Below are 19,268 nucleotides of genomic sequence, written 5' to 3'. Positions count from 1 at the left end.
GAGCAGCCACTATGGCCGGACATTCCAAATGGGCCAATATCCAGCACCGTAAAGGCCGCCAGGACGAAAAGCGCGGCAAAGTCTGGACGCGCGTCATCCGCGAAATCATGGTCGCCGCACGGCAGGGCGGCGGCGATGTCACGGCCAACCCGCGACTGCGCCTGGCCATCGACAAGGCCAAGGCCGCCAACATGCCTGCCGACACCATCAAGCGCAACGTCGACAAGGCCACCGGCAACCTCGAGGGCGTGAGCTACGAGGAAATCCGCTACGAGGGCTACGGCATCGGCGGCGCGGCCATCATCGTGGACTGCATGACCGACAACCGCGTGCGCACCGTGGCCGAAGTGCGCCACGCCTTCAGCAAGTACGGCGGCAACCTGGGCACCGAGGGCTCCGTGGCCTTCCAGTTCAAGCATTGCGGCCAACTGCTGTTCGCGCCCGGCACCAATGAGGACACGCTCATGGAAGCCGCGCTGGAAGCCGGGGCCGAGGACGTCATCACCGGCGAGGACGGCTCCATCGAGGTGCTCACCGCCCCCGGCGACTTCGAGTCCGTCAAGGAAGCCCTGTCGGCCGCCGGCTTCAACGCCGAGGTGGCCGAAGTCACCATGCGCGCCGAAAACACCATCGCTCTGGCCGGCGAGGACGCCCAGCGCATGCAAAAGCTGCTGGACGTGCTGGAGGACCTGGACGACACCCAGGCCGTTTTCCACAACGCCGAGCTCGAGGAACAGGCATGAAGGTTCTGGTCATAGGCAGCGGCGGGCGCGAACACGCGCTGGCCTGGAAGCTGGCGCAGTCGCCGCGCGTCAATCAGGTCTTCGTGGCCCCGGGCAACGGCGGCACGGGCACCGATGCGCGGCTGCACAACCTCGCCATCACCGACGTCAACGCGCTGGCCGACTTCGCCCAGGCCGAGAAGATCGCGCTGACGGTGGTGGGCCCCGAAGCCCCGCTGGCCGCCGGCGTGGTGGACGTGTTCCGCCAGCGCCACCTGCGCATCTTCGGCCCCACCAAGGCCGCCGCGCAGCTGGAGAGCTCCAAGGCGTTCGCCAAGGACTTCATGAAGCGCCACGCCATCCCCACGGCGGCGTATGACAGCTTCAGCGACCCCGCCGCCGCCCACGCCTACGTGGACAAGATGGGCGCGCCCATCGTGGTCAAGGCCGACGGCCTGGCCGCGGGCAAGGGCGTGGTCGTGGCCATGACGGTGGAAGAGGCGCACCAGGCCATCGACTTCATGCTCGAAGGCAACGAGCTGGGCGTGCAGCACAACGCCGGCGGCGCCCGCGTGGTGATCGAGGAGTTCCTGCAGGGCGAGGAAGCCAGCTTCATCGTCCTGTGCGACGGCCACCACGTGCTGCCCCTGGCCACCAGCCAGGACCACAAGCGGCTGCTGGACGCCGACCAGGGCCCCAACACCGGCGGCATGGGCGCCTACTCGCCCGCGCCCGTGGTCACGCCCAACGTGCATGCGCGCGCCATGCACGAAATCATCCTGCCCACCATCGCCGGCATGGCGCGCGAGGGCCGGCCCTTCACGGGCTTCCTCTACGCCGGGCTGATGATCAGCCCCGAGGGCCAGGTCAAGACGCTGGAGTTCAACACCCGCATGGGCGACCCCGAGACGCAGCCCATCATGATGCGGCTCAAGAGCGACCTGCTGGACGTGCTGCTCGCCGCCACCGACGGCACGCTCAACAAGGTCGAGCTGCAGTGGGATCGCCGCTTCGCGCTGGGCGTGGTCATGGCCGCTGCCGGCTACCCGATGAATCCGCGCAAGGGTGACCTCATCCTGGGCCTGCCCACCACGCAGGCCGAAGACGCCATGGTCTTCCACGCCGGCACCACGCCCACCGACCAGGGCGTGGTCACCAGCGGCGGCCGCGTGCTGTGCGTCACTGCCCTGGGCGAATCGGCCAAGCAGGCCCAGCAGCGCGCCTACGACGTGCTCGCCGGCGTGCAGTTCGACGGGGCCCAGTTCCGCAAGGACATCGGCTACCGTGCCATCAAGCAGCGCTGAAGCCATGAGCAGCGGCAGCACCGGCGGCGATCAGCAGCCCTTGGACACCAGCGCCGTGCGCGGCTGGCTGCTGGACCTGCAGCAGCGCATCGTCTCGGCGCTGGAAGCGGCGGACGGCACGCCCTTCCGCAGCGACGGCTGGACGCGCGAGCCCGGCGGCCGGCTGGAAGGCGACGGCCTGTCGCGCCTGGTGGAGGAGGGCAAGCTGCTGGAGCGCGGCGGCTGCAACTTCTCGCACGTCAAGGGCCGCGCGCTGCCGCCCTCGGCCACGCAGCACCGGCCGGAGCTGGCCGGCGCCAGCTTCGAGGCCATGGGCGTGTCGCTGGTGCTGCATCCGCGCAACCCGCTGGTGCCCACGGTGCACATGAACGTGCGCATGTTCGCCGCGCAGCCGCAGGACGGCCGCGCGCCCGTGTTGTGGTTCGGCGGCGGCATGGACCTCACGCCCTACTACGGCTTCGAGGAAGACGCGCGCCACTTCCACCGCACCTGTGCCGAGTCGCTGGCGCCCTATGGCGAGGCGCTGCACCCGCGCTTCAAGCAGTGGTGCGACGAGTACTTCTTCCTCAAGCACCGCAACGAGCCGCGCGGCGTGGGCGGCATCTTCTTCGACGACTTCTGCGAGCTGGGCCCGCAGCGCAGCTTCGAGATGGTGCAGTCCGTGGGCGATGCCTTCCTGCCGGCCTACCTGCCCATCGTGGAGCGCCGCCGCGAGCTGCCCTACGGTGAGCCAGAGCGCGACTTCCAGGCCTACCGGCGCGGCCGCTACGTCGAGTTCAACCTCGTCTTCGACCGCGGCACGCTGTTCGGCCTGCAGTCCGGCGGCCGCACCGAGAGCATCCTCATGTCCATGCCGCCGCTGGTGAAGTGGCGCTATGACTGGCATCCGCAACCGGGCAGCGCCGAGGCGCGGCTCTACAGCGACTTCCTGCGCCCGCGCGACTGGCTCAGCGAGTGAAGCGCATCGGCCTGTTGGGCGGGACTTTCGACCCGCCGCACCTGGCGCACCTGGCGCTGGCCCGCCAGGCGCGCGAGGAGCTGCGGCTGGACGAGCTGCGCCTGCTGCCCGCGGGCCAGCCCTGGCAGAAGCTTGCCTCCGGCAAGCGCGCGCCCGTGGCCGCGGCACACCGCGTGGCCATGCTCAGGCTGCTCACGCGGGGCGAGCCGGGCATCGTGATCGACGAGCGCGAGCTGCACCGCGCCGGGCCCAGCTACAGCGTGGACACCGTGCGCGACATCCACGGCGAGCAGCCTCAAGCCAGGCTGTTTTTCGTGGTCGGACAGGACCAGTACGCCCGGCTGCACACCTGGCACGACTGGCGGGCGCTGCTGCGCTTGGCCACGCTGGCCGTGGCCGGCCGTGCCGGCGAGGCACCCCAGGCGCCGCCGCCAGTGGCTGCCGCGCCTCACGACATTGAAATCCTGGCACTGCCGCCCATGGCGGTGTCATCGACCGACATCCGCGCCCGCGCGGCCCAAGGCGAGGAAATCTCCTCGCTGGTGGGCCCCGAGGTCGCGGCCTATATTGACCAGAACGCCCTGTACCGGGCGGACCTTGGGAGCTGAATGGACATCCGCAAGCTGCAACGCGCCATCGTCGATGGCCTCGAAGACGTGAAGGCCGTGAACATCGTGGTCTTCAACACCGAGCACCTCTCACCGCTTTTCGAGCGCGTGATCATTGCGTCGGGCACCAGCAACCGCCAGACCAAGGCGCTGGCCGCCAGCGTGCGCGAGACCGTCAAGTCCCGCGGCCTGGACGTCATGCGCACCGAAGGCGAGGACAACGGCGAATGGATCATCGTGGACTGCGGCGCCGCCGTCGCCCACATCATGCAGCCCGCCATCCGCGACTACTACCACCTCGAGGAAATCTGGGGTGAGAAGCCGGTGAAGATCAAGCTGGGCGGCCCGGCCAAGGGCCTGCCCAAGGCCTCGTCCGCGGACGATGAGGACGAGGAAGACGCCGCGCCGGCCGCCCGCACCGCCCGTTCCGCGGCCGGCAAGGCGGCGCTGGGCGCGGCGGTCAAGAAGACCGCAGGCACCAAGGCCCCGGCCAAGAAGGCCGCCGCCAAGAAGGCCACGGCCAAGACCACGGCGACCAAGGCCTCCACGGCGACGACGGCCAAGGCCGCACCTGCCAAGAAGGCTGCTGCCAAGAAGGCGCCGGCCAGGAAGGCCGCCGTCACCCGCACCGCCGGCGTGAAGACGGCCGCGCGCAAGACCGCCACGGCTGTGGCCGCGCCGGAGCAGCGCGTGGTGGTCAACGCCCCGCCCAAGAAGCCCGCAGCCAAGAAGACGGCGACCCGCGTCGCCGCTGCGCCGGCCAAGCGGGCCGTGGCTGCCAAGAAGGCGCCTGCAGCCAAGAAGGCCGCGCCGGCCCGCAAGGCCGCCAAGGCCAGCCGCGGCTGAGCGGCTTGAGCCGTGCGGCTGGTGATCGCCGCCATAGGCCAGCGCCAGCCGGCGTGGGCCGAGGCGGCTTATGACGACTTCGCCAAGCGCTTCCCGCCGGAGCTGCGGCTGGAGCTCAAGGCGCTCAAGGCCGAACCGCGCACCACCGGCAAGCCGGCGGCGGCGCTGATGGCGGCCGAGGCGCAGCGCATCGAAGCCGCCATCCCCAAGGGGGCGCGGCGCGTGGTGCTGGACGAGCGCGGCACGCGGCAGACCACCGCCGCGCTGGCCGATCGGCTGCGCTTCTGGATGGGCGACGGCCGCGACGTGGCCTTCCTCATCGGCGGCCCCGACGGGCTGGACCCCGCGCTCAAAGCCACCGGCGACGAGACCCTGCGCCTGTCCGAGCTGACCTTGCCCCATGCCTTCGTCCGCATCCTGCTGGCCGAAGGCCTCTACCGGGCCTGGTCGCTGACGGTGAACCACCCGTACCACCGGGAATGACCCTTACGCGTACCGGCGTGCCCTGGCGGCCGCCGGTGCGCAGACCTCTGCACATGACCATCTCACACGAATCCATCCTGCTCGCCTCCCAGAGCCCGCGCCGGCGCCAGTTGCTGGAGCAGATCGGGGTTGCACATGAACTGCTGCTGCCGGAGGCGCACGAGGACGCCGAGGCGCTGGAAGCCGTGCTCGAGGGCGAGACGCCCGACGCCTACGTGCAGCGCGTGACCCGCGCCAAGCTCGATGCGGCCGTGGCGCGCCGCGCGCGCCTGGAGCTGCCTGCCGTGCCCGTGCTGGTTGCCGACACCACCGTGGCGCTGGGCAAGCGCATCCTGGGCAAGCCCGCCGACGAGGCCGAGGCCCGCACCATGCTGCGCGCGCTGTGCGGCCACACGCACCGCGTGCTCACCGCCGTGGCGGTGGCCTGCGAAGGCAACCGGGTGCTGCACGCGCTGAGCGTGTCGCGCGTCCGCCTGGAAGGCATGCGCGAGAGCGACATCGACGCCTACATCGCCAGCGGCGAGCCCTTCGGCAAGGCCGGCGCCTACGGCATACAAGGCCGCATCGCCGCCTTCGTCGCCCATGTCGAAGGGAGCTACTCCGGTATCATGGGTTTGCCCCTCCACGAGACGGCCATGCTGCTGCGGCAAGCGCACGTGCGTTTCTGAGACCGCGCGCTGCGGCAGTCAGAGGCTGCAGCGCATGCAAGACATTCTCATCAACTGGGCCCCGCAGGAGACGCGGGTCGCCATCGTCGAAAACGGCGCGGTACAGGAACTGCACATCGAGCGCGCGCTGGAGCGCGGCCTGGTGGGCAACATCTATCTCGGCAAGGTCGCGCGCGTGCTCCCGGGCATGCAAAGCGCCTTCATAGACATAGGCCTGGAGCGCGCCGCCTTCCTGCACGTGGCCGACCTCGTCGGCCACAGCCGCTTCGAGCCTGGCGGCAACGGCAATGGCCACACGCCCGTGCCCATAGAGCGCCAGGTGTTCGAAGGCCAGAGCCTGATGGTGCAGGTCATCAAGGACCCCATAGGCACCAAGGGCGCGCGGCTGTCCACGCAGATCAGCATCGCCGGGCGGTTGCTCGTGCACCTGCCGCAGGACGACCACATCGGCATCTCGCAAAAGATCGGCTCCCACGAGCTGCGCGAGCAACTGCGCCAGCGCATGCAGGCCCTGGTGGGCACGCGCGAGACGGGCGGCGGGGGCGGCTTCATCCTGCGCACCAACGCCGAGGACGCCACCGACGCCGAGCTGGCCGACGACATCGCCTACGGCCGCAAGACCTGGGCCACCATCCGCGAGCGCGCCTTCAGCGTGCCGCCGGGCACGCTGCTGCACCAGGACCTCAACCTCGCCGAGCGCGTGCTGCGCGACCTCAGCAACGAGCAGACCGCCTCCATACGCATCGACTCGCGGCTGCAGTTCGATCACCTCAAGGCGTTCGGCCAGGAGTTCACCCCCGGCGCCGTGGGCAAGCTGGAGCTCTACAAGGGCGAGCGGCCCATCTTCGATCTCTACAACATCGACACCGAGATCGAGCGCGCGCTGGCGCGCCGGGTGGACCTGAAGAGCGGTGGTTACCTCATCATCGACCAGACCGAGGCGCTGACCACGATCGACGTCAACACCGGCGGCTTCGTCGGTGCGCGCAACTTCGACGACACCATCTTCAAGACCAACCTCGAAGCGGCCGGCGCCATCGCGCGGCAACTGCGGCTGCGCAACTTGGGCGGCATCATCATCGTGGACTTCATCGACATGGCGCGCGACGAGCACCAGAGCGCCGTGCTGGGCGAGTTCCGCAAGCAGCTCGGCCGCGACCGCACCAAGACGACGGTGAGCGGCTTCACGCAGTTGGGCCTGGTGGAGATGACGCGCAAGCGCACCCGCGAGTCGCTGGCGCACATGCTGTGCGAGCCCTGTCCGACCTGCGGCGGCCGCGGCCAGGTGAAAACCGCGCGCAGCGTCTGCTACGACGTGCTGCGCGAGATCCTGCGCGAGGCGCGGCAGTTCAATCCCAAGGAATTCCGCGTCGTGGCCAGCGCCGCCGTGGTGGAAATGCTGCTGGACGAGGAAAGCCCGCACCTCGCGGGCCTGTCGGAGTTCATCGGCAAGCCCATCTCGCTGTCGGCCGAGCCGACCATGAACCCGGAGCAGTACGACATCGTGCTGCTGTAGGCGCGGCGCCACCGCGCAGGCGGTGGCAGCGCGCCTTTACGTGCCTTCATGCGCCGCTGTCTAGGCGCACCGCCTCCACGCTCAGCCGTTCCGCCGCCAGCCGCAGCGCCGGCCCGTTGCCCGGCGCGCTGGCCGTCACGCTCACCGTGCCCGTGATCGCGCCGCTGCCCCCTTGCAGCCCGGCCAGTGAGAACAGGGCCCGCGCGGCCCACAGGTCCGGCAGCCGCAGCACGATCTGCCGGCCCAGGGACGCCGCCGAGAGGCCCACCCGGTTGCGCCCCTGCGCCCGTCCCGCCAGTTCCACCTGCTGCGTGCGCGTGCCCATCACGCCGTCGCCCAGGCTCAGCTCGCCGCTCACGCGCGTGCGCTGCAGGGCAGGCGCCGCGTTGCGCCCGGGGCGTCCCTGCGGCGTGCCGCAGCCGGCGTTGTGCAGCAGGCTTTCCACGAAGGGTTGGAGCTCCAGCGAGCCCCGGTCCGTCACCCGCGCGCCGAAGAGCGAGCCGCGCTGCTCGAAGCGCACGCCCGGCACGTGCGGCAGCGTGAACTGGTAGAGGTAGTCGCGCCCCGCTGGGCTGTCGGCGTAGATGCCCATGTGGCTCACGCCCATGGGCGAGTCCGGGCCGATGTGCTCCACGGACATGCGGTTGAAGTCGATGCGCCCGCCCTGGATGGCCACGCCCACCTCGGCGTCGACGATCCAGGCCGCGTCGTCGATGTGCATCTGCAGGCGGCCGTCCAGGCCCGCGAGCGCGTCCAGTTGCCACTGCGCCTGCTCGCCGGCCGCGGCGGGCGAGGGCGCGCGGGCCAGCTCCAGTTGCGCGTCCTGCACCTCCAGCGCGTCCAGGCTCAGGGCGCGCAGTGGTTGGGCGGCCGCATCGCCCGGCGGCGCCGGCACCACGCTGAGCCCGCGCAGCAGCACCTGCGCCGCGCGCAAAGCCAGCGCCGGGGTGCGCAGCTCCACGCCGCGCAGCAGCAGCCGGCCCAAGCGCCAGGCGCCGTCGCGCAGCGCCAGGCCGGAGAGCTCAACGACTTCGGCCTGCAGGGCCTGCACGGTGCCCAGGCCGGGCAGGGTGAAACCTTGGAGCTGGCGCATGTCCATGGGGTGGGCCTCCTCGTCGTCATGGGGTCCCGCGCAAGCGCGGAGCTTGGGCCGCAAGGGGTGCAACCGGCGTGCCGCCGCGCCGCAAGCGGCGGCGCAGCGGGCTGGGCAAAGCGCTCAGGAGCTGGCCTGCCTGGGGGATTTGACCGTCCCGGGTGGGGCAAATGGCCCAGTGGCGCACCGCGCACGGCGCGTTCCCCTGGGAAGCGCTTTGGCATGGGCGTTGCGCAAGGGATGGCGGTGGCGCCGGACCGGCGCGCCTAATGTCTTGCATCACAGGAGTTCCCCATGAGCATCCGTTCCCTGGGTCTTGCAGCCGCTGTGGCCGTGTTCGCCTTCACCGCGGTAGCCGCCCAAGCCGCCGACGTCAGCGTGGCCTGCGAGAAGCGCAGCAGCCGCTCCAAGGTCTCGGTGGACGGCAACAACCTGGCCGACGGCAACTACCGGGCCGTCGTCACCTCCGGCGCCGGCACCGCGCGCAGCCCCTTCGAGCACACCGTGGGCGACGAGGTGGAGTTCGACTTCGACAGCCGCCCCGCCGACATCGCCGAAGGCGCCACCGCCATATCGCCGGGCTTCATCCAGGACGGGCGCGTGCGCGGCTGGCTGGTCAACGCCAGCGGCCAGCGCGTGACGCCCGTGGTCACGGCCATTTGCCGCATCCGCCGCTGAGGCTGCCGGCCAGCGGTCTTGTGAATGCGGCAATGCACGGGCTCGCCGTGGCGGGCGGCTGACTCACAATGCCCCGGCGGCGCTTGGCGGCGCCGCCATCAACGCATTCACATTTTCAGGAGACGACAACCATGGCCGACACCTGCTGCACCCTGGTGCCGTATTTCAAGGTCCACGAGGGGCGCATGGACGACTTCAAGCGCCTGGGCCCCAGCTTCGAGGAAAAGACCCTCACCGAGCCCGGCTGCCTGCACTACGCCTTCAGCTTCAACGGCGACGAGGTGCACTGCCGCGAGGGCTACGTGGACGCCGCCGCGCTGCTGCACCACCTGGACAACGTCGGCTCGGTGCTGCAGGAGGCGCTGAAGGTGGCCGACATCACGCGGCTGGAAGTGCACGCGCCGGCCGCCGAGCTGGAAAAGCTGCGCGGCCCGCTGGCCAAGCTCAACCCGGCCTTCTTCACGGTGGAAGGCGGGTTCAGGCGCTGAGGCGCCCCCCGCGCGCTCCTTCTTGCGGCCCCGTGCGGCGGGCCGCACCCCCGATCAGCACGCCAGCTCCACCACCACCGGCGCGTGGTCGCTGGGCCGCTCGTTCTTGCGCGGCAGCTTGTCGATATGGCAGCCGCGCACCAGCGGCTTCAGCGCGTCGCTCACCAGCAGGTGATCGATGCGCAGTCCCTGGTTCTTGCGGAAGGCCAGGTTGCGGTAGTCCCACCAGCTCCACAGCCGCGGCGGCTGCTCGAAGAGGCGGAAGGCGTCCGACAGCCCCAAACCCGCCAGCGCCTGGAAGTGCGCACGCTCCTCAGGCGTGCAGTGGATCTGCCCGGCCCAGGCGACGGGGTCGTGCACGTCGCGGTCCTCGGGGGCGATGTTGAAGTCGCCGCCCAACACCAGCCGCGGGTATTGGGCCAACTGATCCTTGAGCCACTCGCGCAGCGCCTCCAGCCACGCCATCTTGTAGGCGAATTTTTCACTGCCCGGTGCCTGGCCGTTGGGAAAGTAGGCCCCGATGAAGCGCAGCGGCTGGCCGTCGGCGCAGGGCAGGGAGGCCGTGACCACCCGGGCCTGTGGATCGTCGAAGCCCGGGATATTGCGCTGCACGTCGGTGGCGGGCTGGCGCGAGAGCAGGGCCACGCCGTTGTAGGTGCGCTGGCCGAACCAGTGCGCGTGGTAGCCAGCCTCCTGCAGCGCCTCGTGGGGGAACTTGTCGTCCGTGAGCTTGGTTTCCTGCAGCGCGATGGCGTCCACGGGGTTGGCCGCTAACCAGTCCAGCAGTTGCGGCAGGCGCACGGAGAGGGAATTGACGTTCCAGGTGGCGAGTTTCATGGGCGGGCAGGGCTTGCGAGGGCGGCAAGCCTAACCCACCACGGGAACACGTATTGCCGCCCAGTCCACACCGCCAGAAGCCCAAGCGCGAAAGGACTGACCCCATGCGAGCCCTGTGCTACCACGGCAAGAAAGACATCCGCTGCGACAACGTCCCCGACCCCAAGATCGAGGACGGGCGCGACGCCATCATCAAGGTCAGCTCCTGCGCCATCTGCGGCTCGGACCTGCACCTCTTCGACGGCTTCATGCCCGGGATGATGAAGGGCGACATCGTCGGCCACGAGTTCATGGGCGAGGTCGTCGAGGTCGGCCGCGACAACAAGAAGCTCAAGGTCGGCGACCGCGTGGTCGTGCCCTTCACCATCTGCTGCGGCGAGTGCGACCAGTGCCGGCGCGGCAATTTCTCCGTCTGCGAGCGCTCCAACCGCAACAAGGACGTGGCCGACAAGCTCTTCGGCCACACCACGGCCGGCCTCTTCGGCTACACGCACCTCACCGGCGGCTACGCCGGCGGCCAGGCCGAGTACGTGCGCGTGCCCTTTGCCGACGTCGCGCCCGTGAAGGTGCCCAACGGCCTCACCGACGAGCAGGTGCTCTTCCTGGGCGACATCTTCCCCACCGGCTGGCAGGCCGCCGTGCAGTGCGACATCCAGCCCACCGACACCGTGGCCATCTGGGGCGCCGGCCCCGTGGGCCAGTTCGCCATCCGCAGCGCGCTGCTGCTGGGTGCCAAGCAGGTGGTGTGCATCGACCACGTGCCCGAGCGGCTGGCCATGGCGCGCGCGGGCGGCGCCATCACCATCGACTTCGACAACGAGAGCGTGCTGGAGCGCCTGGCCGAGCTCACCCAGGGCAAGGGCCCGGAGAAATGCATAGACGCCGTGGGCATGGAGGCCCACGCCACGCGCTCCATCGACTCCATGTACGACCGCGCCAAGCAGGCGCTGATGCTGGAAACCGACCGCGCCCACGTGCTGCGCGAAATGATCTACGTCTGCCGCCCCGCGGGCGTGCTCTCCATTCCCGGCGTCTACGGCGGGCTGCTGGACAAGATTCCCTTCGGCGCGCTCATGAACAAGGGCCTGACCGTGCGCACCGGCCAGACGCACGTCAACCGTTGGGCCGAAGACTTGCTCCACCGCATAGAGGAAGGGCAGATCGACCCGTCCTTCGTCATCACCCACACCGTCGGCCTGGAGCAGGGCCCCGAGATGTACACCACGTTCCGCGACAAGCAGGACGGCTGCATCAAGGTGGTCCTCAAGCCCTGACCCCCGCGGACGGCCCAACGGACCCCCTCAGCAGGAGCCTCCTCATGCAGCAACAGCCATCCTCCCTCACGGAAAGCAGCGGCCTGCCCAGCGGCGTGTACAGCCCGCAGGCGCCGCAGCAGCGGCGCCACGACGCGGCGGTGGACGACGGCCACATGCTGCCCTCGCGCCGCCTGGCGCGCGGCCTGGGCTGGTTCAGCATCGGCCTGGGCCTGGCCGAGGTGCTGGCGCCGCGCCTGATGGCGCGCGCCACCGGGCTGCACGGGCACGAGGCGCTGGTCAAGGCCTATGGCTGGCGCGAGATCGCCGCCGGCGTCGGGCTGCTGCTGGCCAAGGACCCCACGCCCTGGCTGTGGGGCCGCGTGGCCGGCGACGCGCTGGACCTCGCTGCCCTGGGCAGCCGCGCCGTCACCGGCAACGACGCGCAGCGCGCCCGCGCCGTGAGCTCCCTGGTGGCCGTGGCCGGCGTCGCCGCGCTGGACGTGGCCTGCGCCACCGCCGTGCCCAAGGCGCAGGCCGTGCGCCAGGCCCAGGCCGCGCACGACTACAGCGACCGCAGCGGCTTGCCGCAGGACCCGGAATGCATGCGCGGCGCGGCGCTGGCCAGCTTCGAGATGCCCTCCGACATGCGCATCCCCGACGCGTTGCGGCCGTACACGCTGCATTGAGCCGGCGCCCAAGCCTCGGCTTTCAGCAAAGGCAAAGGGCCCGTGAAGGGCCCTTTGTGCGTTGGCAGGCAGCCGATGCGGCCGGCGCATTGCTTCGTCGTTCCCGCGAAGGCGGGAACCCAGGCGGTCCCCACGCTGGCCGCAAGACAGGGCCGGCAGGCGTGCTGAGCACCGGCCGGCCCTTGCGTCTTACATGTGCAAAGCGGCCGCCACACCCAGCAGCGTCCCGCCCCCCGCCACCGCGTACATGCCGATTTCCAGCCACTTGCGCCGCGTCAGCAGCGTGATGGCCGCCAACGCGATGGACACCTGCAGCGCCGTCGTCGCCTGAGCCCAGCGGTGGTGCAGGTGCATCTGCTCGTCGGACTGGTGGTCCCAGTCGCGCGCCTCGGCTTCGAGCTTGTCGGCGCCTTCCTTGATCTCCGCCTTCTCGGCCTTGTAGCGGTCGATTTCCTTGCGCACGTCCGCCTTCTTCTCTTCCGGGACGAGCTGCAGCGCCAGCTCCTGCAGGCTTTGCTTGCTGCTCTTGGCCTGGTAGTAGTTCCACTGGTTGGAGGCTTCGGTCTTCTTGATCGCGGCGTTGTTCTTGTAGAGCGAGGCGTTGGCCTGCGTGGCGCCGCCCATGTAGCCGAAGAGCGCGCCCACCGTGGCCAGGATGGCGGTGGTCACGGCGATGCGGCCCTGGAAGGGGTCCTTGCCGCCGTGGTGCGCGGCATGCTCGATCTCGTGGTCGTGCGGACCGTGGACGTGGAAACCGTGGCCGGACATGGGAAATCTCTCCTGAAGGTGCTTTTACGGGGGCGAAAAATCAGGCCTGTCGCCGGTAGGTGACGAAGGCGAAGTCGAAATCGTTGGGCGGCGCGGCGCGGTGCGTCTCGCGCGCCACTTCGGCAAAGCGCTCGCGCTCGAACGCCGGAAAGCGCGTGTCGCCCTCGAAGTCGCGGTCGATCTCGGTGAGGACCAGCTCGTCGGCCAGCGGCAGCGCCTGCGCGTAGAGCTGCGCGCCGCCCACGACGAAGGCGGCGGGTGCGTCGGCCAGGCGTTGCAGCGCCTCCTGCAGCGACGCGGCGGCCTCGGCGCCCTCGGCGCTCCAGCCGGCGTTGCGGGTGATGACGACGTTGCGCCGCCCGGGCAGCGGCTTGAAGGCCGCGGGCAGCGAGTCCCAGGTGCGGCGGCCCATGATCACCGGCGCCCCCAGCGTCACGCGGCGGAAGTGCTTCAAGTCCTCGGGCAGCCGCCAAGGCATGTCGTTGTCACGGCCGATCACGCCGTTGCGGGCCACGGCGGCCACGATGGTGAGTTTCATGTTGTCCAAGCCCCCGTATTACACGGCCATGGGGGCGGTCAGCGGCGGGTGGTGGCGGTAGCCGTCCAGTGAGAAATCACCGGGTTCGACCTGTTCCAGCCACTGCGGCTCGTAGCGGCCCGTGACGGCGAAGTCCGGGATGCGGTCCGACAGCAGCAGCCGCGGCAGCGGCAGCGGCTCGCGCTGCAACTGCTCGCGCAGCATGTCCAGGTGGTTCTCGTAGATGTGGGCGTCGCCCACGAAGTAGCTGAACCAGCGCGGCGTGTAGCCCGTCAGGCGCCCAACCAGGTGCAGCAGCGCCGCGCCCTCGGCCAGGTTGAAGGGCGTGCCCAGCCCCAGGTCGTTGCTGCGCACGTACAGGCACAGCGAGATCTCGCGCTTGGCCGCGTTGGGCAGGAACTGGTAGAGCAGGTGGCAGGGCGGCAGCGCCATTTCCTCGATCTGCGCCCAGTTCCAGCCGTGGAAGAGGATGCGGCGGTCGGCCGGGTTGTTGACGATGGTGTCCAGGCACTGGCGCAACTGGTCCACGGCCTTGTAGAGCAGCACGCCGGGGGCGCCGGTGGCTTCGTCCTGCACGGTGCCCACGCGGCGGTAGCCGCGCTGGAGAGCGTCCTCGATCTGGCCCATGGCCTGCGGCGACACGAGCTTGTAGGCGGGCCACTGGCGCCACTGCACGCCGTAGACGGGGCCCAGGTCGTCGTCACCCAGGCGGTAGGGGTTGGCCAGCCAGGCCTGGTTTTCGTTGGCGTTCTGGTCCCAGACCTTGCAGCCCAGGGCGCGGAAGTCGGCGGCGCTGCGGCTGGCGCGCAGGAAGCCCACCAGCTCGCCCACGGCGGTCTTGAAGGCGAGCTTCTTGGTGGTGACGGCCGGGAAGCCCTGCTGCAGGTCGAAGCGCAGCATGGCGCCGGGCAGGCTCAGGGTGCGGATGCCGGTGCGGTTGTCCTGCCAGCTCCCCTGGTCGAGGACGGTCTGGACGAGTTCGAGATAGCTCTTCATTGGGCGGGCGGCTTGAGAAGGCGCGCAGTGTAGGGGCGCCGCCATGCGCCCGCCCAAATCCCCGGGGCTCAGGGCGCCAACGGCCGTGTCAGGACCGTGGCGCCCGCCGTTGGGCGATCAGCCCGCCGGCTGCGGGTCGCGCAGGAACAGCTCCACGCGGCGGTTGCGGGCGCGGCCGGCCTCGCTGGTGTTGTCGGCCACGGGCTCGTAGCTGCCGCGGCCCTCGGTGGTGATGCGCGCCGCGGGCACGCCGCGCATCACCAGGTAGTCGCGCACGGCATTGGCGCGGTTCACCGACAGCGGGTTGTTGATGGCGTCGCTGCCGGTGTTGTCGGTGTGGCCGACGATGCGCACGATCTGCCGCGCGTCCAGCCCGCTGGCGAACTGGTCCAGCACCGGGCGCATCTGCGGCTTGATGTCGGCGCGGCCCACGTCGAAGCTGAAGTCCGCGGGCACGTTCACGCGCAGCTCCTCGTTGGGCGTGCGGCTCACCTCGATGCCCGTGCCCTGCGTGGCCTGCTGCATGGCCACGCGTTTGTCCTCCATGCGCTTGGACCACACGTTGCCGGCGATGGCCCCCAGCGCGCCGCCGATGACGGCACCGCGCGTGGTGTTGTGGCCGCCGGTGGCGTTGCCTATGACCGCGCCGGCCACCGCGCCCGCACCGGCACCGATGGCGGTGCCTTTCTGGCGGTCGCTCATGTTCATGTCGGCGCAGCCGCTCAACACCACGGCCGCGGCCAGCAGGCCGGCCACGGGACGCAGTCCAGCACGCACTCGGATACTCATACGCAATTTCTCCTCTGAAGATTGGGATGTCGGCACGCGCTGCATTGCGCGCACCGTTCACGCGCGGCAGCAGCCGGCGTGCCCACAAGACAACGCGCGAGGGCGCCTTTCGGCTTACGCCGCCGGGCGCAGGTCGAACTGCATGGACGCCAGCCGCGCGTACAGCCCCCCGCGCTGCACCAGCTCGGCGTGCGTGCCGCTGTCCACGATCACCCCGCCGTCCAGCACCACGATGCGGTCGGCCCGCTGCACCGTGGCCAGCCGGTGCGCGATCACCAGCGTCGTGCGCCCGCGCATGGCGCCTTCCAGCGCCGCCTGCACCATGCGCTCGCTCTCCGCGTCCAGCGCGCTGGTGGCCTCGTCCAGCAGCAGCAGCGGTGGGTCCTTCAGCAGTGCCCGCGCGATGCTGATGCGCTGGCGCTGGCCGCCCGACAGGCGCACGCCGCGCTCACCCAGGAAGGTCGAATAGCCCTCGGGCAGGGCGCTGATGAACTCGTGCGCATGGGCGGCCCTGGCCGCGGCGATCACCTCGGCGTCGCTCGCCTCCGGCCGGCCGTAGCGGATGTTTTCCAGGGCGCTGGCGGCGAACACCACGCTGTCCTGCGGCACCAGTGCAATGCGCGCGCGCAGCGCTTCCAGCGACGCCTCGCGCAGCTCCACGCCGTCCAGCGTGATGCGGCCCTGCTGCGGGTCGTAAAAGCGCAGCAGCAACTGCAGCAGCGTGCTCTTGCCCGCGCCGCTGGGCCCCACCAGGGCCACCGTCTCGCCGGGGCGTATGTCCAGCGACACGCCGTCCAGCGAGGGCTGGCCCGGCCGCGACGGGTACTCGAAGCGCACGTTCTGGAACTTCACCGCCGAGCCCCCGTGCGCCGGCGGCAGCGCGCGCGGGTGAGCGGCTTGCTCGATGGCCGCATCGGCGTGCAGCAGCTCCATCAGCCTCTCGGTGGCGCCCGCGGCGCGCAGGAGGTCGCCATGCACTTCCGACAGCACCGCCACGCTGCCCACCAGGATGATCACGTACACCACCGTCTGCCCCAGGTGGCCCGCCGTGATGTGCCCGGCCACCACCGCCTGCGTGCCCTGGTACAGGCCCCACAGCAGCGCGCCGAAGGTCGTCGCGATGATGAAGGCCACCAGGAAGGCCCGCACCCGCGTGCGCTTGCGCGCGGTGTCGAAGGCGGCCTCCGTGGCGTCGGCAAAGCGCCGCGCCTCGCGCCCCTCCTGCCCATAGGACTGCACCACCGGCATGGCGTTGAGCACCTCGGCCGCAATGGCGCTGCTGTCGGCCACGCGGTCCTGGCTGGCGCGCGACAGCCGCCGCACCCGGCGGCCGAAGTAGATGGAGGGCAGGACGACCAGCACCAGCACGCCCAGCACCTGCGTCATCACCCGCGGGTTGGTCACCACCAGCATGCCCAGCGCACCCAGCCCCATCACGCTGTTGCGCAGCCCAAGGGACAGGCTCGATCCCACCACCGCCTGCACCAGCGTCGTGTCCGTGGTGAGGCGGCTGAGCACCTCGCCCGTGGCCGTGTGCTCGAAAAAGGCCGGCGCCTGGCGCAGCACGCGCGCGTACACCGCCGCGCGCAGGTCCGCCGTCACGCGCTCACCGAGCCAGGTCACCATGTAGAAGCGCCCGGCCGAGAACAGCGCCAGCGCCGCGCCCACGCCAAACAGCGCCAGGAAACTGCCGCGCAGCGCCAGGATGCGATCGCCCGGGTCCGCCGGCACCAGCCCCTGGTCGATCAGCCCGCGCAAGGCGATGGGGAACACCAGCGTCGTCGCCGCCGCGCACACCAGCAGCAGCGCCGCCAGCGCCATGCGCCCCCGGTAGGGCTTCAAAAAAGGTTGCAACGCCGCCAGCGTCCCCACGCGCTGGCCGCGGGGACGCTCGCCGTCCTGGTTCTTGTTTCGATTGCGGGCCATCCCGCCAGTGTAGAAGCCGCCCCGCCGACCCCGGTCGGTCATGGGCTCTTGCCTTGACAAAGATTGTCTAGGCAATTATTGTCACGTCCGTCATGTCTGATACCGATTCCACCTCCGCACCCGCCGGCCCTGCAGCCGGCGCACCGGCCGCCGACGCTGCCGCACCGTCGCCCGTGACCTTCTACAGCGGCGGCTACTGCGCGCAGGACAGCGTGGGCTACCTCATGCGCCGCGTCATGCAGTCCATCGCCCAACTGGCGGACGAGCGGCTGGTGCCGCATGGGCTCACGCATGGGCAGTGGATGCCGCTGTTCCTGCTGCTCAAGAACAAGGACGCGCCGGTCACCGTCGCCACGCTGGCGCGCGACCTCAACGTGGACCCCGGCGCCGCCACGCGCATGCTGGACCGGCTGGAGAAAAAGGCCTTCATCAGCCGCTGCCGCAGCACGGAAGACCGGCGCGTGGTGCACGTGAGCCTCACCGAGGAAGGGCGCCGCGTGGCCGGCGAAGTGCCCAAGGTGCTGTCGCAGGTGCTCAACGACCACCTGGTCGGCTTCAGCCACGACGAGTGGCAAACGCTGCTGGTGCTGCTGCGCCGCATGCTGGTCAATGCCGAGGCGCTGCAGACCAGCGCCCCGTCCAGTCTTTTCCCGGAAGACGACACCGAATGAAGCCCTTTGCCCTCAGGGCCGCCGCGCTGGCGGCCGCCATCTTCCTGGCCGGCTGCGCCACGCCGGGGCCGTCCAAGCCGCCGGTGAAACTGCTGGAGCCCGCCGCCGTGGGCCTGCAGGCCGACGCCGCCACGCCGCTGCCCGTGGCGCCTGACTGGTGGCGCGCCTTCAACGACGCGCAGCTCGACGCGCTGGTGGAGCGCGCCCTGGCCGAGCAGCCCAACCTGCAGGCCGCGCAGGCGCGCATCGCGCGTGCCGCCGCCGCGGCCGAGGCCGCCGGCGCCGCGCTGCTGCCCAGCGCGCAGGCCAGTTTTGACGCCACGCGCCAGCGCTTCACCGAGCACGGCATCTATCCGCCGCCGCTGGCCGGCAGCGTGCGCACCACGGCCACGCTGCAGGCCGGGCTGCAATGGGACCTGGACTTCTTCGGCCGCCACCGCGCCGAGCTGGCCGCGGCGCTGGGCGCCGGCCGTGCCGCGCAGGCCGATGCCGCCGCGGCCCGCGTGCTGCTGGCCTCGCAGGTCACGCGCGCCTACGTCGGCCTGGCGCGGCTGCAGGCCCAGCGCGAGGTCGCGACGCAGACGCTGGCGCAGCGCCAGTCGCTGCTGGAGCTGGTGCGCCAGCGCGTGAGCAACGGGCTGGACACCAACGTCGAGCTGCGCCAGAGCGAAGGCGGCCTGCCGGAGGCGCGGCTGCAGATCGAGCAGCTCGACGAGCAGATCGCCCTGGCCCGCAACCAGCTTGCCGCGTTGACGGCGCAACCGCCGCAGGCGCTGCAGGGCCTCAACGCCCCGCTGGACGCGCTGCAGCCGCTGCAGCAGCCCGCCGTGCTGGGCGCCGACCTGCTGGGCCGCCGCCCCGACATCGTGGCCGCGCGCGAGCGCGTGGAGGCCGCCACGCAGGACGTCCAGGTGGCGCGCACGCTGTTCTATCCCAACGTCAACCTCACGGCCTTCATCGGCTTCAACGCCATCGGCCTGGACCGCCTGGTGGAGGCCGGCAGCCGCCAGTACGGCGTTGGGCCGGCCATCACGCTGCCCATCTTCGACACCGGCCGGCTGCGCGCCAACCTGCACGGCCGCCAGGCCGAGCTGGATGCGGCCGTGCTCTCCTACAACAACGCGCTGCTGGAGGCCGTGCGCGAGGCGGCCGACGCGCTGGCCACGCTGCAGTCGCTGCAGGCCCAGCGCCGCGAGCAGGCCGCCGCGCAGGACAGCGCCGAGGCCGCCTACCGGCTGGCCGTGCAGCGCTACGGCGCGGGCCTGTCCAGCCAGCTCACCGTGCTCAGCGCCGAAGGCCCGTTGCTCACGCAACGGCACCTGGCCGCCGAGCTGCAGTCGCGCAGCCTGGAAGCGCAAGTCGCCCTGCTGCGCGCCCTGGGCGGCGGCTGGCAGGGCGGCGAGGGCGCCGCGCAACCCGTGGCGGCCGCGCGCTGAT

The 19,268-nt window shown here is 70.8% G+C and carries 21 protein-coding genes; 14 read left to right on the top strand and 7 right to left on the bottom strand.

Annotation, left to right across the window (positions count from 1 at the left end; translation table 11 throughout):
* The first annotated feature begins 11 nt into the window (after window positions 1-11).
* Genes ALA01S_RS10395 through rng form a run of 8 tightly spaced genes read left to right on the top strand, consistent with a single transcriptional unit; the run spans window position 12 to window position 7,105 of the window.
* Window positions 12-743, top strand: coding sequence for a YebC/PmpR family DNA-binding transcriptional regulator (locus ALA01S_RS10395; protein ID WP_066335672.1), 732 nt, complete (start codon window positions 12-14; stop codon window positions 741-743).
* Window positions 740-2,026 carry a phosphoribosylamine--glycine ligase gene (gene purD, locus ALA01S_RS10390; protein WP_066335668.1) on the top strand — a complete coding sequence of 429 codons (1,287 nt, stop codon included), beginning with the start codon at window positions 740-742 and terminating at the stop codon, window positions 2,024-2,026. Before ALA01S_RS10395 ends, purD begins: the two co-directional genes overlap by 4 nt.
* A 4-nt stretch (window positions 2,027-2,030) precedes the next feature.
* Complete coding sequence (hemF, locus tag ALA01S_RS10385) at window positions 2,031-2,984, top strand: oxygen-dependent coproporphyrinogen oxidase (protein WP_157118885.1); 954 nt, start codon at window positions 2,031-2,033, stop codon at window positions 2,982-2,984.
* The gene (nadD, locus tag ALA01S_RS10380) at window positions 2,981-3,592 is read left to right on the top strand and encodes a nicotinate-nucleotide adenylyltransferase (RefSeq protein ID WP_238455759.1); all 612 of its coding nucleotides are present in this window, start codon (window positions 2,981-2,983) and stop codon (window positions 3,590-3,592) included. The genes hemF and nadD overlap by 4 nt, the downstream gene beginning before the upstream one ends.
* A complete protein-coding gene (gene rsfS, locus ALA01S_RS10375) occupies window positions 3,593-4,438 on the top strand; it encodes a ribosome silencing factor (protein ID WP_066335660.1) in 846 nt (281 codons plus the stop codon).
* A gap of 12 nt (window positions 4,439-4,450) precedes the next feature.
* Complete coding sequence (rlmH, locus tag ALA01S_RS10370) at window positions 4,451-4,921, top strand: 23S rRNA (pseudouridine(1915)-N(3))-methyltransferase RlmH (protein ID WP_066335658.1); 471 nt, start codon at window positions 4,451-4,453, stop codon at window positions 4,919-4,921.
* 53 nt (window positions 4,922-4,974) lie between these two features.
* Window positions 4,975-5,589 (top strand): Maf family protein, encoded by a 615-nt coding sequence (locus tag ALA01S_RS10365; RefSeq protein WP_066335654.1) that lies wholly within the window; start codon window positions 4,975-4,977, stop codon window positions 5,587-5,589.
* Window positions 5,590-5,623: 34 nt separating this feature from the next.
* Complete coding sequence (rng, locus tag ALA01S_RS10360; protein WP_066335651.1) at window positions 5,624-7,105, top strand: ribonuclease G; 1,482 nt, start codon at window positions 5,624-5,626, stop codon at window positions 7,103-7,105.
* Between the two features lie 46 nt (window positions 7,106-7,151).
* Here rng and ALA01S_RS10355 read toward each other — a convergent pair whose 3' ends face one another.
* Window positions 7,152-8,204 (bottom strand): hypothetical protein, encoded by a 1,053-nt coding sequence (locus ALA01S_RS10355; RefSeq protein ID WP_066335645.1) that lies wholly within the window; start codon window positions 8,202-8,204, stop codon window positions 7,152-7,154.
* A 288-nt stretch (window positions 8,205-8,492) separates the two neighbouring features.
* Between ALA01S_RS10355 and ALA01S_RS10350 the strand changes: the two genes are divergently transcribed.
* Complete coding sequence (locus ALA01S_RS10350; RefSeq protein WP_157118884.1) at window positions 8,493-8,876, top strand: hypothetical protein; 384 nt, start codon at window positions 8,493-8,495, stop codon at window positions 8,874-8,876.
* Window positions 8,877-9,007: 131 nt separating this feature from the next.
* Window positions 9,008-9,364, top strand: coding sequence for a putative quinol monooxygenase (locus ALA01S_RS10345; protein WP_066335641.1), 357 nt, complete (start codon window positions 9,008-9,010; stop codon window positions 9,362-9,364).
* 54 nt (window positions 9,365-9,418) lie between these two features.
* Here the strand turns inward: ALA01S_RS10345 and xth are convergent, their stop codons facing one another.
* Window positions 9,419-10,201: an exodeoxyribonuclease III gene (gene xth / locus ALA01S_RS10340; RefSeq protein ID WP_066335639.1), complete on the bottom strand. Its 783-nt coding sequence runs from the start codon at window positions 10,199-10,201 to the stop codon at window positions 9,419-9,421.
* Between the two features lie 104 nt (window positions 10,202-10,305).
* Here xth and ALA01S_RS10335 point away from each other — a divergent pair, with 104 nt between their 5' ends.
* Together ALA01S_RS10335 and ALA01S_RS10330 are read left to right on the top strand one after the other, a co-directional pair.
* A complete protein-coding gene (locus ALA01S_RS10335; RefSeq protein WP_066335635.1) occupies window positions 10,306-11,475 on the top strand; it encodes a zinc-dependent alcohol dehydrogenase in 1,170 nt (389 codons plus the stop codon).
* A gap of 44 nt (window positions 11,476-11,519) precedes the next feature.
* Complete coding sequence (locus ALA01S_RS10330) at window positions 11,520-12,143, top strand: hypothetical protein (RefSeq protein ID WP_238455758.1); 624 nt, start codon at window positions 11,520-11,522, stop codon at window positions 12,141-12,143.
* A 189-nt stretch (window positions 12,144-12,332) separates the two neighbouring features.
* Here the strand turns inward: ALA01S_RS10330 and ALA01S_RS10325 are convergent, their stop codons facing one another.
* The 5 genes from ALA01S_RS10325 to ALA01S_RS10305 form a co-directional block, all read right to left on the bottom strand.
* Complete coding sequence (locus ALA01S_RS10325) at window positions 12,333-12,911, bottom strand: DUF4337 domain-containing protein (protein ID WP_066335629.1); 579 nt, start codon at window positions 12,909-12,911, stop codon at window positions 12,333-12,335.
* Between the two features lie 40 nt (window positions 12,912-12,951).
* The gene (locus ALA01S_RS10320) at window positions 12,952-13,449 is read right to left on the bottom strand and encodes a dihydrofolate reductase (protein WP_066335627.1); all 498 of its coding nucleotides are present in this window, start codon (window positions 13,447-13,449) and stop codon (window positions 12,952-12,954) included.
* An 18-nt stretch (window positions 13,450-13,467) separates the two neighbouring features.
* Window positions 13,468-14,445 carry a thymidylate synthase gene (locus ALA01S_RS10315; protein WP_066335625.1) on the bottom strand — a complete coding sequence of 326 codons (978 nt, stop codon included), beginning with the start codon at window positions 14,443-14,445 and terminating at the stop codon, window positions 13,468-13,470.
* A 117-nt stretch (window positions 14,446-14,562) separates the two neighbouring features.
* Window positions 14,563-15,234, bottom strand: coding sequence for a YiaD family glycine zipper/OmpA-like lipoprotein (locus ALA01S_RS10310; RefSeq protein WP_066335622.1), 672 nt, complete (start codon window positions 15,232-15,234; stop codon window positions 14,563-14,565).
* Window positions 15,235-15,348: 114 nt separating this feature from the next.
* Window positions 15,349-17,160 carry an ABC transporter transmembrane domain-containing protein gene (locus ALA01S_RS10305; RefSeq protein WP_066335758.1) on the bottom strand — a complete coding sequence of 604 codons (1,812 nt, stop codon included), beginning with the start codon at window positions 17,158-17,160 and terminating at the stop codon, window positions 15,349-15,351.
* A 92-nt stretch (window positions 17,161-17,252) separates the two neighbouring features.
* Here ALA01S_RS10305 and ALA01S_RS10300 point away from each other — a divergent pair, with 92 nt between their 5' ends.
* Window positions 17,253-17,831 carry a MarR family winged helix-turn-helix transcriptional regulator gene (locus ALA01S_RS10300; protein ID WP_084267414.1) on the top strand — a complete coding sequence of 193 codons (579 nt, stop codon included), beginning with the start codon at window positions 17,253-17,255 and terminating at the stop codon, window positions 17,829-17,831.
* Window positions 17,828-19,267 carry an efflux transporter outer membrane subunit gene (locus tag ALA01S_RS10295; RefSeq protein ID WP_066335619.1) on the top strand — a complete coding sequence of 480 codons (1,440 nt, stop codon included), beginning with the start codon at window positions 17,828-17,830 and terminating at the stop codon, window positions 19,265-19,267. Before ALA01S_RS10300 ends, ALA01S_RS10295 begins: the two co-directional genes overlap by 4 nt.
* Window position 19,268 lies beyond the last annotated feature (1 nt).

The organism is Azohydromonas lata NBRC 102462 (assembly GCF_001571085.1).
Classification (GTDB): Bacteria; Pseudomonadota; Gammaproteobacteria; order Burkholderiales; family Burkholderiaceae_C; genus Azohydromonas; species Azohydromonas lata.
This window is presented reverse-complemented; position numbering and strand designations above follow the sequence as displayed.

Bases quoted from the DNA above. Each gene is read 5' to 3' on its own strand.
- ALA01S_RS10395 (WP_066335672.1), top strand. From the start codon at position 12: ATGGCCGGACATTCCAAATGGGCCAATATCCAGCACCGTAAAGGCCGC.
- ALA01S_RS10355 (WP_066335645.1), bottom strand. From the start codon at position 8,204: ATGGACATGCGCCAGCTCCAAGGTTTCACCCTGCCCGGCCTGGGCACC.
- ALA01S_RS10330 (WP_238455758.1), top strand. From the start codon at position 11,520: ATGCAGCAACAGCCATCCTCCCTCACGGAAAGCAGCGGCCTGCCCAGC.
- hemF (WP_157118885.1), top strand. From the start codon at position 2,031: ATGAGCAGCGGCAGCACCGGCGGCGATCAGCAGCCCTTGGACACCAGC.
- rng (WP_066335651.1), top strand. From the start codon at position 5,624: ATGCAAGACATTCTCATCAACTGGGCCCCGCAGGAGACGCGGGTCGCC.
- ALA01S_RS10320 (WP_066335627.1), bottom strand. From the start codon at position 13,449: ATGAAACTCACCATCGTGGCCGCCGTGGCCCGCAACGGCGTGATCGGC.
- xth (WP_066335639.1), bottom strand. From the start codon at position 10,201: ATGAAACTCGCCACCTGGAACGTCAATTCCCTCTCCGTGCGCCTGCCG.
- ALA01S_RS10315 (WP_066335625.1), bottom strand. From the start codon at position 14,445: ATGAAGAGCTATCTCGAACTCGTCCAGACCGTCCTCGACCAGGGGAGC.
- ALA01S_RS10345 (WP_066335641.1), top strand. From the start codon at position 9,008: ATGGCCGACACCTGCTGCACCCTGGTGCCGTATTTCAAGGTCCACGAG.
- ALA01S_RS10325 (WP_066335629.1), bottom strand. From the start codon at position 12,911: ATGTCCGGCCACGGTTTCCACGTCCACGGTCCGCACGACCACGAGATC.
- ALA01S_RS10365 (WP_066335654.1), top strand. From the start codon at position 4,975: ATGACCATCTCACACGAATCCATCCTGCTCGCCTCCCAGAGCCCGCGC.
- ALA01S_RS10295 (WP_066335619.1), top strand. From the start codon at position 17,828: ATGAAGCCCTTTGCCCTCAGGGCCGCCGCGCTGGCGGCCGCCATCTTC.
- ALA01S_RS10350 (WP_157118884.1), top strand. From the start codon at position 8,493: ATGAGCATCCGTTCCCTGGGTCTTGCAGCCGCTGTGGCCGTGTTCGCC.
- ALA01S_RS10300 (WP_084267414.1), top strand. From the start codon at position 17,253: ATGTCTGATACCGATTCCACCTCCGCACCCGCCGGCCCTGCAGCCGGC.
- ALA01S_RS10335 (WP_066335635.1), top strand. From the start codon at position 10,306: ATGCGAGCCCTGTGCTACCACGGCAAGAAAGACATCCGCTGCGACAAC.
- ALA01S_RS10305 (WP_066335758.1), bottom strand. From the start codon at position 17,160: ATGGCCCGCAATCGAAACAAGAACCAGGACGGCGAGCGTCCCCGCGGC.
- rsfS (WP_066335660.1), top strand. From the start codon at position 3,593: ATGGACATCCGCAAGCTGCAACGCGCCATCGTCGATGGCCTCGAAGAC.
- purD (WP_066335668.1), top strand. From the start codon at position 740: ATGAAGGTTCTGGTCATAGGCAGCGGCGGGCGCGAACACGCGCTGGCC.
- ALA01S_RS10310 (WP_066335622.1), bottom strand. From the start codon at position 15,234: ATGAGTATCCGAGTGCGTGCTGGACTGCGTCCCGTGGCCGGCCTGCTG.